This window comes from Pseudomonas sp. ICMP 3272 (genome assembly GCF_001466905.1).
GTDB lineage: Bacteria > Pseudomonadota > Gammaproteobacteria > Pseudomonadales > Pseudomonadaceae > Aquipseudomonas > Aquipseudomonas amygdali.
Genome location: NZ_LKEK01000075.1, coordinates 32,785 through 46,116, shown reverse-complemented (window position 1 = coordinate 46,116; position 13,332 = coordinate 32,785). Strand labels below are relative to the sequence as shown.

General features: G+C 60.0%; 5 protein-coding genes (1 of these 5 only partly in view). 4 read left to right on the top strand and 1 reads right to left on the bottom strand.

All coding sequences use genetic code 11. The features are described 5' to 3' along the window. Nucleotides 1-225 precede the first annotated feature (225 nt). The 3 genes from rpiB to AO068_RS20830 all read left to right on the top strand — a co-directional run bounded on the left by rpiB (nt 226) and on the right by AO068_RS20830 (nt 4,183). Nucleotides 226-687: a ribose 5-phosphate isomerase B gene (gene rpiB, locus AO068_RS20840; protein ID WP_024671533.1), complete on the top strand. Its 462-nt coding sequence runs from the start codon at nt 226-228 to the stop codon at nt 685-687. Between the two features lie 67 nt (nt 688-754). Then, the gene (locus tag AO068_RS20835; RefSeq protein ID WP_004662175.1) at nt 755-1,735 is read left to right on the top strand and encodes a sugar-binding transcriptional regulator; all 981 of its coding nucleotides are present in this window, start codon (nt 755-757) and stop codon (nt 1,733-1,735) included. A 72-nt stretch (nt 1,736-1,807) separates the two neighbouring features. Further along, a complete protein-coding gene (locus tag AO068_RS20830; protein WP_058409321.1) occupies nt 1,808-4,183 on the top strand; it encodes a membrane-bound PQQ-dependent dehydrogenase, glucose/quinate/shikimate family in 2,376 nt (791 codons plus the stop codon). A gap of 81 nt (nt 4,184-4,264) precedes the next feature. Here the strand turns inward: AO068_RS20830 and AO068_RS20825 are convergent, their stop codons facing one another. After that, complete coding sequence (locus AO068_RS20825; protein WP_058409320.1) at nt 4,265-5,038, bottom strand: helix-turn-helix transcriptional regulator; 774 nt, start codon at nt 5,036-5,038, stop codon at nt 4,265-4,267. A gap of 299 nt (nt 5,039-5,337) precedes the next feature. On the opposite strand from AO068_RS20825, the gene AO068_RS20820 reads away from it, so the two are divergent. Then, nucleotides 5,338-13,332: the 5' portion of a non-ribosomal peptide synthetase gene (locus tag AO068_RS20820; RefSeq protein WP_058409319.1), read on the top strand. Its footprint extends 1,503 nt past the window's final position; the window shows 7,995 of its 9,498 coding nt (coding positions 1-7,995); the start codon lies at nt 5,338-5,340; the stop codon falls past the right edge of the window.

Here is a 13,332-nt window from a genome sequence, read left to right as displayed (position 1 = left end):
GCATATGTGTATCAAATGAAATTCTGATCAGTCAATCTCTTTCATATAAAAGTTTTGGAGTATCGATTTTTGGCGCCTCCTATCGTAAATGAGAGCTTTTGCTCAGTGTTCAGGCAAAAAAGCCGCTTGACAGTACGTCGCTAATGCCCGAGAAATGACTGATCGGAATTTCACCGATTGAACATTTGGTCAGACAATAAGAACTCGGCAGCGGAGCCTGATGCCATGAACACACCTTTCCCGGTGGCTATCGGATGTGATGAAGCGGGTTATGAACTCAAGGAACTGTTGAAGCGCCATATCGAGTCACTGGGTTATCCGGTGACTGACTTCGGCACGCATTCCACTGCGCCAGTGCTCTATCCGGACATTGCTCTGGCGGTCGCCACGGCGATCAATGCTGGCCAGCAGCGGCTTGGCGTGCTGGTCTGTGGTACCGGAATAGGTATGGCCATCTCTGCCAACAAGGTCTTTGGCATTCGTGCAGCTCAGGCTCACGACACTTACTCGGCAGAGCGGGCACGCAAGAGCAACGATGCGCAAATTCTTTCCGTCGGTGCACGAGTGATCGGTGCGGAACTGGCGAAAAGCATCGTCAAATCGTTTCTGGAGTCGGAGTTCGAAGCGGCCCGCTCCGGCGCCAAGGTCGAGCGTATTAACGCGATAGAGCGTGACGGGCACCAATAGTGAGTAGACGGCACAGGGCGGGAGTAGAGAGAATGCGCCTTTGACGTCGAAACGGAAGCTCGTCCACATGAGTGACAGTACCCAGCGCATGGCCAGCGACATCGATCTTATGACTGAAGTCGCGATGCTCTATTACCTTGAGAACGTCACTCAGGAAGCCATCGCCAAACGCTTTGACCTGTCGCGCGCAAAAGTCAGCCGCCTGCTCAAGCGCGCACGCGATGAAGGTATTGTCGAAGTGCGCGTGCTGCAGCACCCGGCAATGAACAACGAGCTGGAGCTGGCGCTGGTAGAGCGCTTTCAGCTCGACAGGGCGCTGATAGCAGTCGACCACAGCGACCCCGACACCCAACGTTCGGCGGTCGCCAGCCTGGTTGCCAACTACCTGAACAAAACCCTGAGCGATGGAATGATTGTTGCCGTGGGCATGGGCCGCAATGTCGGCGCAGTGGCGGATAACGTGTTTTTGCCGGTCACGCGCAACTGCACATTTGTCTGCGCCATTGGCGGTTCGCTCAAGGCTGGCGAATACATGAACCCCGATCATATCTGCCGCCGTCTGGCGCTGCGCTTCGGTGGCGAAAGTGAAAGCCTGTACGCGCCTGCCCTGGTGGCCAACCCCGAGCTGCGCAGCATTCTGATCAGCAATGACACTGTGCGCTCCACACTGGACCGTGCCCGCCGCGCAGACATGGCGCTGATTGGCATCGGTGACATGAGCGAAAACAGCAACATGGTGCGTATGGGCTGGTTTTCTCCGCAGGAGATTGCCCAGGCCAGATTGTCCGGTACCGTGGGCGATATGATGGGCTATGATTTCATCGATATTCACGGCCAGCCGGCAGTCAACGCCATTCAGGGCAGGGTTATCGGCCTGACCGTGCAAGAGCTGTTTCGTATCCCGGATGTAGTGGCCATCGCCAGCGAAAACACCAAAGCAGCCGCCACGCTGGGTGCATTGCGCTCAGGTGTGATCAATACCCTGGCGACCACCGTCACTAACGCCCATACCATCCTTGCGCTGGATGACGCGACGCGCAAAAACTGAATCGACACGCAGGATGGCGTGGCGTCGAAAAAGCTTTGCAGCGCAAGGTCATAACAAGAAAGGACAAGGACGATGATTCTGAAAGTGACAGGTATCGTGATCGCGATACTGAGTTTTATTCTGCTGTTCATGGGTGCGCAACTGGTCGCTGCCGGGGGCTCTCCCGCCTACTCGATCATTGCGCTGGTCTTGCTGGCCACGGCAACCCTGATCTTTCTGAAAAAGAAGTCGGCGCTGACCCTGTACGCATTGCTTATGTGGGGGATTCTGATCTGGATCATCTACGAAGTCGGCTTTGACAAATGGCAATGGATCCCCCGCGGTGACCTGTTTGCGCTGATCGGCCTCTGGCTGGCGCTGCCCTGGGTGGTGCGGCCGCTTTATCAGGCTGGCTCGAGCTTCGATAAACGTCGTTTTCATCCCTTCCTTGGCAGTACGCTAGGGGTGATGCTGGTGATTGTGGTTGCGCTGATGTTTCATGACCCTTACCCGCTTCAAGGGCAGATCAGTAATGCAACGCCCACCCGTAGCGCCGAGTCGGCAGGCAAGGACTGGGCAGCGTATGGCGGAACTACTGCCGGTCAGCGTTTTTCCAGTCTTGATCAGATCACTCCGAAGAACGTCGGCAGGCTGTCGGTCGCTTGGGAGTACCACACCGGCGACCTGCGTGACGCAGGCAAGGATGCGGGCGAGTACACCTTTGAAGCGACGCCGCTGAAGATCAACGACCGGGTGTATGTATGTACGCCGCATAACGAAGTGCACGCGTTGAACCCGCAGACCGGGGAACTGGCCTGGAAATACACGCCTGAGAAAAAACGCTCTTACCTGCAGCAGCATCAGACCTGCCGGGGCGTCAGCTATTATTCCGCTGCATCCAGCTCGACTGGCCAGGTGCCACAGCCCGCTCAATGCGCAAAACGCATCATTACTGCCACCGCAGATGCCAGGCTGGTCGCGCTTGATGCAGACACCGGTAAATTGTGCGGCGATTTCGGCAATGGTGGCGTGATCGACTTGAGCGTCAATATGGGCGAGATTCGTCCACACGCGCTGATGCAGACCTCTGCGCCACTGATTGCAGGCGAATTGATCGTGATTGGCAGTTCGGTGATGGATAACGGCTACGACGACGGCAACCCGTCCGGCGTCATCCGCGCCTATAACGTCATGACTGGCCAGTTGGTGTGGAACTTCGATCCGCAAAACCCGGACATTACCCAGCCCATAGCGGCCGACCAGAACTATCCGCAAGACACACCTGTTACCTGGGCAACCCTGAGCGCCGATGTTGAAAACGGTCTCGTGTACGTTCCCTTCGGCAATGCCTCGCCCGACGAAACCGGCACCCGGCGTGACCCCGGCAGCAATACCGAGAAGTTTCGCGATGCACTGGTGGCGCTGGACTTGAAAACAGGTGCGCTGCGCTGGAAGTTTCAGTCGTCGAACAATGACCTGTGGGATCGCGACAACCCTTCACAACCGTCGCTGCTTGCCGTGGGAAAAGAAGGCAACAGGCAGCCTGCGTTGCTGTTGCCGACCAAAGTCGGGAATATCTTCGTGCTCAACCGCCTGACCGGCGAGCCGATAGTGCCTGTTGATCAGGTCAGCGTTCGCGCCGAAGGCGGTGTTGCGGGCGAGCGTTTCGCGGCGACCCAGCCGGTCTCAAGGCTTAACTTCATCCCCCCGGCGTTGACCGAGAAGTCCATGTGGGGCATTACGCCTTTCGATCAGATGGCCTGCCGGATTACCTACAACTCACTTCGTTATGACGGCAATCCCTGGACACCTGCCACGGAGGCGGGCTCGCTGATCTATCCCGGCAACATCGGTGTGTTCAACTGGGGCTCGGTGGCGGTTGATCCTGACCGCCAATTGTTGATGGCAACACCGGTACGCCTTGCTTACATCTACAACCTGATCAAGCGACCCGATCAGGACGCGCAAAAGCGTTTGTTCACTCAGGAAGGCAAGCCGTACTGGAACGAAAACTTCAACGGTGACTACGCCATCCGCATCTCAAGGTTCGCCTCCAGCCTTGGCATTCCCTGCACCGCGCCACCATGGGGAACCCTGGCGGGGGTTGATCTGGCCACCGGCAAAACCGAATGGACACGCCGGGTTGGCACCACCAAAAACCTCAAGACCAGCTTCATGCAGGAGCGTTTTCCAGTCGGTTTTCCGATGGGCATGGTCGCCCATGGTGGTCCGCTGGTTACTGCAGGCGGTCTGGTATTCCATGGGGCGACAGCGGATAACTTCTTTCGCGCTTACGATGTGAATAACGGAGACGTACTCTGGGAGCATGAATTGCCGGCTGGAGGGCAAGCGACACCTTCGACCTATACCGGCAGTGATGGCAAACAGTACGTGATCATTGCGGCTGGCGGCCACGGGTCGCTTGGTACGACACTGGGTGACAGTGTGATTGCCTTCCGGCTTGATTGAGATCGGGTCAGGGCAGGGGAAAGGGCCGGAACAGGCCCTTTTCAGCATTTGCATGATGCATCTGCATCGCGTCAGGCAGTATCAGCCGCCTGCCATCCAGCGTGCCAGACCGTGCCGGCCGCTGACGCCGAGTTTGGCGGTGGCGCGCTTGAGGTAGGTTTCCACCGAGCTGTTTTTCACCTTCAGGCGCTGCGCCATTTCGGCCACAGTGCCACCGGTCAGCAAACCCAGGCACACCTCCTGCTCGCGTGCAGACAGAGTGACTGAATCCTGTGCCAGCCTGCCACTGAAAGCTTGATCCAGAGAACCGGGCTCCGGCTCGATACGGGGCTTGCGATGGCCTGCCTGGGCAAGGATTTGCGCATGATGCTCGACCAGCGGCAACAGTGTGTCGGAGAGACTCTTGAGTAATGAAAGCTCGGTCAGGGAAAACGCGCGCAGGGAAGTCAACCGATAAACGCAGATGATCCGTCGACGGTCACCGCTGCTGGAAACGAGATTGCACTGGTGAGTGTTTTGCTGTGGGCGTTGCGCGTCAAGCGGGGTTTTGAGCTGGACCAGCAACGGTGCCTGCATGTCCAGAATGCTTGATAGCAGAGGATGGTCTGTTGTTTCGGGGCTCGGAGGATCGTGCTGCAGGCCGGCGCCGCCGAGCAGATTGATGCGACTGATACTGCTCTGACGCACGTCCAGTGTCCATTCACTGAGGTCAAGCCCGTGAATAGGCACCAGCGCATCCACCAATTGCAACATCTGCTCGGAAAATGTGGCGGCACCGGTACTGGAAACCAGTTGAGCCAATTGCAGATAGAAGCGTGGATCGTCGCTGTATTCGAAATGTTGCGCCGTGTTCATCTTGAGCTTTCCTGATTCCGACCGCGCAAAAAGGACCTTGGTCGACTGCCGCGCGGTAACTACTGATTGCAATAACTGACAAGCCTGATGACTGGACTGGGTCTTTGGTATTCAGCCAAAGCTTTTGTCGTGCGTCTGTAACGGAAAACGGGGACAGATTTTCAACCTGCCAAACATGTATAAGCGATGAAGAGTGGCTATAAGCCAGTCTCCGGGGTCTGTCCGGGTTTAAGGGGCCATACATAGGCAGGTCGGCAGTGCTTAATCCGCGGCCTACCTGTCAAGAAGGACCTTGAGCCATGTTTGCCTCAGCCGCTGAAACTTTCCCTCTGACCGCTGCTCAGCGTGATATCTGGCTTGACCAGATCAGCCGTGGCGATTCTCCGCTTTACAACATCGGCGGCTACCTGCAACTGACCGGGCCGGTTGACCCGGCGAATCTGCATCGAGCGCTGGAACAACTGGTTGCCGCTCACGAAAGCCTGCGCACAGTGCTGATGCCGGGAGCAGGGGCGGATGGCTTGCCGCTTCAGTCATACGCTGCTGTCATGCCGCTGACCCTACCGTTACACGACTTCAGTGATCACCCCGAGCCGACCCGTGCAGCGCGAGCGCTGGTCAATGACCACATGCGGCTTCCATACGCACTGGATGGCAGCCCGTTGATCGATTTCCGCCTGATCCGTCTTGCCCAGGATCAGCACTGGCTGGTGGGCCAGGCCCACCATCTTATTCTTGATGGTTGGGGCTTCGGCCAGTTGTTCAAGTCCCTTGGCGAGCTTTACAGCGCATTGATGGCAGGTGAGCGCCTTGAGCTCAGTGCGCCAGGCTACCGCGCCTTCATTGCTGACGATGCGCAGTACCATGCGTCGAAGCGCTATTCGCTGGACAAGGCCTATTGGCTGGAAAAATACCGTAACCTGCCGGAACCGTTGCTGGTATCGCGCTATCACAACCGCCGAGCGACAGACCCGGCGCCGTCCCATGCCTGGGTGCAGGCACTTCCCCAGGCATTGCATGCGCGTATGAAGCAATTTGCCGAGCGCCACAATGCTTCGGCGTTTCATGTGTTGCTGGCGGTTCTGCATGTCTATTTCACGCGTACGGCGCAACGCGAAGAATGGATTGTGGGCTTGCCGTTACTCAACCGCAACGGCGCGCGCTTCAAGGCCACCCTTGGTCACTTCGCCCAGGTCAGTGCGGTGCGCATGGCCTTCGCCGACGGGCTGGACTTCGGTGCTCTGGTGGTCGAGGTACGTGACGCGCTGAAACGCGACTTCCGTCATCAACGTTTCCCCCTGAGCGAGCTCAATCGCAGCCTGGAGTTATCCCGCGAGGAGCGCGCGCAGTTGTTCGAAGTCTCGGTGTCCTACGAGCTGGAAGACCACGGTTACTGCTACGGCGAGGCTGAGGCACACACGGTAAAAGTCTCCAATGGCTATGAGGCGACGCCGCTGGCCATCCACTTGCGCACCAACAGCTACAACGACGATGCAGCGCTGCATCTGGTCCACCATCGCGCCTGGATCGAAGATACCGAGGCCCAGGCCATCGCCGGGCGTCTGCTGCACATACTGGAGCAGGGCCTTGAAAACCCGACGCTCAAGCTTCAAGACTTCCACATTTCAGCGCCAGCTGAGCAATTGCAGATACAGGCCTGGAATCAGACTGAAAAAAATGCTGCCGAAGAGCAATTGATTCATCGACGCATCGAGCAACAGGCACGGACCCGCCCATATGCGGTGGCAGCGGTTTATCAGGGGCAACACCTGACCTACGCGCAACTCAACCGGCAGGCCAATGCGCTGGCTCAGCGCCTCATCTACCAGGGCGTCCGACCTGACGACCGCGTTGCCATCGTTTCCCGCCGTAGCCTGGAAACCCTGGTCGGGCTGTTGGCGGTCCTCAAGGCGGGCGCTGCCTATGTGCCCATCGACCCGTCACACCCACGCGAACGTTTGCATTACCTGCTCAGCGACAGTGCGCCGGTGGTGGTGTTGACGCTATCAACGCTGATCGACCGTCTGCCACCGCTGGCAATGCCGCTGATCGAGCTGGACCACTGCGCAGACAGTCAGGGGCCCGACAACAATCCGCAGGTGGCGGGGCTGAGCAGTGACAATCTGGTTTACGTGATCTACACATCGGGCTCCACCGGCCAGCCGAAAGGCGTGATGGTGGAGCATCGTACGCTGGCCAATCTGGTTGACTGGCATTGCGATGCGTTCGACGTGAAGGCGGGCAGTCATACGTCCAGCCTCGCCGGCTTCGGCTTCGATGCGATGGCCTGGGAGGTCTGGCCGACCCTGTGCGCGGGCGCAACCCTGCATCTGGCCCCGGTTCAGGACGGCGGGGAGGACATTGAAGCGATGTTGAACTGGTGGCGTGCCCAGCCACTGGACGTCAGCTTCCTTCCGACCCCAGTGGCTGAGTACGCCTTCAGTCAGGACGAAGAACACCCGACCCTGCGCACTCTGCTGATCGGCGGCGACCGCCTTCGTCAATTCGTTCATAACCGCCGTTATGCCGTGGTCAACAATTATGGTCCGACCGAAACAACGGTAGTCGCCACCTCGGGCCAGGTACTGGCCAATGGCTCGCTGCACATCGGCGGCCCCATCGCCAACACGCAGGTTTACGTGCTCGATGAGCAGTTGCAACCGATGCCCGTGGGCGTTCCCGGTGAGCTTTACATCGGTGGTGCAGGCGTTGCGCGCGGTTACCTGAACCAGCCGCAATTGACCGAAGAGCGGTTTGTCGCCGACCCGTTCAGCAATGTCGAACAAGCGCGTATGTACCGCAGTGGTGATCTGGTGCGCTGGAACGCCGACGGGACCCTGGATTACCTGGGGCGCAACGATGATCAGGTGAAGATTCGTGGCATGCGCATCGAGCTGGGAGAAATCGAGGCGATGCTTGCCAGCCTGGAGGGTGTCAAGGATGCGGTGGTACTGATTCGCGACTTGCACCTGCTGGCCTGGTTCACTGAAACGTCTGCGGTCGACACCGACGCACTGACCCCTGCAATGCGAGCACGACTGCCGGGTTACATGGTGCCGCGCGCGTTCACGCGTCTGGCCGCACTGCCGTTGACGGCCAACGGCAAGCTTGACCGTCGCGCACTGCCTGACCCGGACCCGGCGTACCTGCTGGGTCAAGCTTACGAGGCCCCTCAGAGCGAGGTGGAAATCGCCATGGCGGCCATCTGGGCGCAAGTGCTGGGTGTGGAGCGGGTAGGGCGACACGATAACTTCTTCGAATTGGGCGGTCATTCATTGCTGGCCGTGAACCTGGTCGAGCAACTGCGCAAGGCGGGGCTGACGGCAGATGTGCATGCGCTGCTCAGCCAGCCGACACTGGCTGCTCTGGCCGCTTGGCAAAACGATGCTCAGGCATTCAAGGCACCTGCAAACCTTATCCCGCCAGGGTGCACCCGGATCACACCGCAGATGTTGAGCCTGGTTTCGCTTGAACAATCGGCCATTGATCGGATTGTCGCCAGCGTACCGGGCGGCGCGGCCAACGTGCAGGAAATCTACCCGCTGGCACCGTTGCAGGAAGGCATTCTTTATCACCATCTGACCGCCGAGCAGGGCGATCCGTACCTGTTGCAATGGCGTCTGGCATTCGACACGCCGCAGCGTCTGTGCGCGTGGGCCGATGCGTTGCAGCACGTTATCGACCGGCACGACATTCTGCGCACCTCGGTGGCCTGGGAAGGGCTGGAAAGTCCGCAACAAGTGGTCTGGCGCAACGCCGAACTGACCGTGCAGGCTATCGAGTTCGATGCCGAAGAAACAGAAATGGCGGTCATCGACCGCCTGCAAAGGCGCTTTGACGCCCGCCACCATCGACTGGACCTGTCACAGGCACCGTTGATGCGTCTGGTGCATGCCCATGAGCCGGCAAGCGGAGAAACAGTCGCCATTTTGCTGTTCCATCATCTGGTTCTTGATAACACCGCGATGGAAATTGTCAGCCGCGAGATGCAGACGTTGCTGTTCGGCCAGCGTTCTGACCTCAGGGTGCCGGTGCCTTATCGCAATTATGTAGCGCAAGTGCGGCTGGCCAGCGATGAGGCCAGTCACAGCGCGTTTTTCAGTGAAATGCTTGGTGATGTCGAAGAACCGACCTTGCCGTTTGGCATACAGGACGTGCGTGCCGACGGCAGTGGCATCGAGGAGGATCGACGGTCACTTGATCACGCCCTTGCCCTGCGACTGCGCGAACAGGCGCGGCAACTCGGTGTGAGCGCTGCAAGCCTGATGCATCTTGCCTGGGCGCGGGTCCTCGGGGTGCTGGCCAATCGTCGGGACGTGGTGTTCGGCACCGTATTGTTGGGGCGCATGAGTGGCGAGGGGGCTGATCAGGCGCTTGGCGTATTCATCAATACCCTGCCGCTGCGGGTCGATACGGCGCTGACCACTCGGGCGGCCGTCAAAGCCGTCCATTCGAAGCTGTCTGCACTGATCGCTCATGAACAGGCTTCGCTGGTGCTCGCTCAAGGCTGCAGTGCCGTTGCATCAGGTTCGCCGCTGTTCAGCGCACTGCTCAATTACCGCCACAGTGCTGACGTAAAGCCACAGGACGGTGAAGGTCTCTGGCAAGGCGTGCGGGTGCTCGGCGGCGATGTGCGCAGCAACTACCCGCTGACGCTCAGCGTGGACGATCTGGGCGAAGGCTTCGACCTGCATGTCTTGGCGCTGCAAGGCATGGGCGCCGAGCGCATCGCTGGCTGGGTGCTCAATACGCTGGCGCATTTGCTGGAGACGCTGGAAGAGGCGCGGCCACTGAAGCTGGAAAACGTTTCGATTCTCGACGCCGAAGAGCACAGCCATTTGCTGCTCGATTTCAACGATAGCGAACAGGGCTTTGCGCAGCATTGCACGGTGAATGAGCTGATCGAAGCGCAGGCAGCCAGCCGCCCCGACAGTCCTGCGGTGATTCAGGGCGGCAACGTCCTGACTTACGCACAGCTGAACGAGCGAGCCAATCGCCTGGCTCACCATCTTATCGGCCTGGGTGTCACAGCAGATGAACGGGTCGCGTTGTGCCTGCACCGTGGCCCGCAGCGGCTGGTCGCCATGCTGGCGGTGCTCAAGGCCGGAGCTGCCTACGTGCCGGTAGATCCGGTCTACCCGGCGGAGCGAATTGCTTACCTGCTGGAGGACAGCGCACCTCGCGTGGTCCTGACCGAAGACTCGACGCGCGATCTGGCGGGCAATACAACGCAGTTGAACATCGAGCAGATCAACTGGCTTGAGGCGTGCGCCAGCAACCCGTCGGTAGCGGGCTTTGATGAGCATAATCTGGCTTACGTCATCTACACCTCCGGTTCAACCGGCCAGCCCAAAGGCGTCATGGTTGAACATTGCACGCTGGTCAACCTGGTGCACTGGCATTGCCAGGCGTTTGACCTGCAGGCTGGCAGTCATACGGCGAGCGTGGCAGGTTTCGGGTTTGACGCGATGGCCTGGGAAGTGTGGCCCGCATTGTGTGCCGGTGCCGTGCTGCATCTGCCGCCGGCACAGGTCGGCAACGAACACGTGGATGAGTTGCTCGACTGGTGGCTGGAACAGCCACTTCAGGTCAGTTTCCTGCCGACTCCGGTGGCTGAACAGGCATTCAGACGCCCTCGTCAGCACCCGACGCTGCGCACGCTGCTGATCGGCGGCGACCGTTTGCGTCAGTTTGACAGCGACCCGGGGTTCGCCGTGGTCAACAACTATGGCCCGACCGAAACCACCGTGGTGGCCACCTCGGGCGTGGTAGAACCGGGTGGCGCGCTGCACATCGGCGGTCCGATTGCCAATACCCGTGTTTACGTACTGGACGGGCAGTTACAGCCCGTACCGGTGGGTGTCATCGGTGAGCTGTACATCGGCGGCGCAGGTGTTGCACGGGGCTATCTGAACCGGCCGCAGATGACCGAAGAGCGTTTTATTGCCGACCCGTTCAGCGACAAGGCGCAGGCACGTATGTATCGCAGCGGCGACCTGGTGCGCTGGAACGCCGATGGCAGTCTGGATTACCTGGGGCGCAACGATGATCAGGTGAAAATTCGCGGCATGCGTATCGAACTCGGCGAAATCGAGGCGACCCTGGCCAGTCAGGCGCAGGTCCAGGATGCCGTGGTGCTGGTGCGCGGCGAACGTTTGCTGGCCTGGTTTACCGAAAACTCACCCGTCACCCCCGATGTCCTGCGTGAAGCGCTGCGCGCGCGCCTTCCCGCGCACATGGTGCCGCTGGCCTTTACACGCCTGGACACGCTGCCCTTGACCAGTCATGGCAAGCTGGATCGCCGTGCCTTGCCGGACCCTGAACTGGAAGAACTGAGCGGGCAGGCCTACGAGGCACCGCAAGGCGAAACAGAGACCATCATGGCCGGTCTCTGGGCGCAGGTGCTGGGTCTGGAGAAAGTCGGACGGCACGACAACTTCTTTGAACTGGGCGGTCATTCGCTGTTGGCGGTCAGCCTGGTCGAGCGCCTGCGCAATGCGGGCCTCAGCGTCGATGTACGGGTGTTGCTCGGCCAGCCGACCGTTGCCGCTCTGGCCGCATCGGTAGGCAAAGGCCGTGAAATTTCTGCGCCTGCCAACCGCGTTCCAGCCGGTTGCACACACATCACGCCGGATCTGCTCAGCCTGACACAGCTCGATCAGACGACCATCGAGCGTATAGTCGCCACGGTGCCTGGCGGCGCGGCCAACGTGCAGGAGATCTACCCGCTGGCACCGTTGCAGGAAGGCATTCTTTATCACCACCTGACCGCCGAGCAGGGCGACCCGTACTTGCTGCAATTGCGCATCAACGTCGACAGCCCGGAGCGCCTGGCGGCGGTGGCCGACGCGCTGCGCAAGGTCATTGCCCGACATGACAGCCTGCGCACGGCAATCGTCTGGGAAGGACTCGACACGCCGCAACAGGTCGTCTGGCGTCAGGCTGATCTGCTTGTCGAGCGTGTATCGTTAGCGCAAATCGATGCGCCCGCAGGCTCGGCACGCTTGAACCTGAGCTGCGCGCCGCTGATTCGCCTGGCTTATTGCCCGGACGAGACGGGCTCTGGCCTTTCAGCAACGCTGATGTTCCATCACATCGTGGTGGACGCCACTGCGCTTGAGGTCATGCGTGAGGAAATGCTCGCCCATCTGCGCGGCGAACCCGGTCCAATGCAGCCCGCCGTGCCTTATCGCAACTATGTGGCGCAGGCGCGTCTGGGTGTCAGCGAAGCGGAGCACGAAGCTTACTTCCGCGAGCAACTGGGCGATATCGACGCGCCGACGCTGCCATTCGATCTGCGCGACGTGCAGGGTGACGGCCGCTCCATCGAACAAGCGCAGCAGGTGCTGCCTGACGCGCTGCTGCAAAGCCTGCGCGGCCAGGCTCGGCAACTTGGGGTCAGTGTCGCCAGCCTGCTTCACCTGGCATGGGCGCGCGTTCTGTCTGCGGCCACCGGCACTGACCGGGTGGTATTCGGCACTGTCCTGCTGGGTCGTTTGCAGGGCGGTGCGGGTGCCGACCGCGGCATGGGCATGTTCATCAATACACTGCCGCTGCGAATTGATCTGGGTAACGTCGGTATACGTGAAAGTGCACGCGCTACTCACGCCCGGCTTGCGGCGCTGCTGGGTCATGAACATGCGTCTCTGGCTCAGGCCCAACGCTGGAGCGGGGTGGCCGCGCCCTTGCCGTTGTTCAGTGCGATTCTCAACTACAGACACGCCGCAGGCCAGGCCCGTCAGGATGCGCAACTCGACGCGTGGCGCGGTCTGGAGATTCTGGCCAGCGAGAAGCACACCAACTATCCGTTGAGCCTCAACGTCGATGACCTGGGCGATAGCCTGCGCCTGAGTGTCACCGTGCCACCTCAAGTGGGTGCGCAACGTATCTGTGGTTATGTGCAACAGACGTTGACAGGCATCGTTGATGCGCTTGAATGCCAGCCGGATCTGCCTGTGCAGCATCTTTCTGTGCTGAACGCCGACGAGCGCCAGCGCTCGCTGGTCGACTTCAACGCTACGACGGTTCATCACGATCTTCAACAAACCCTGCAAGGGTTGTTCGAGGCGCAGGCAGTGCGCACGCCGCAGGCTGTTGCCCTGCGCGCCGGGCGTTCGCAACTGAGCTATCGACAGCTCAACGAACAGGCCAACTGTCTGGCCCATCACCTGATCGATCTGGGTGTGCGGCCCGATGATCGCGTAGCGATCTGTGTCGAGCGCGGCCTGTCGATGGTCGTTGGCCTGTTGGCCATTCTCAAGGCCGGTGGCGCGTACGTGCCGCTTGACCCGGGC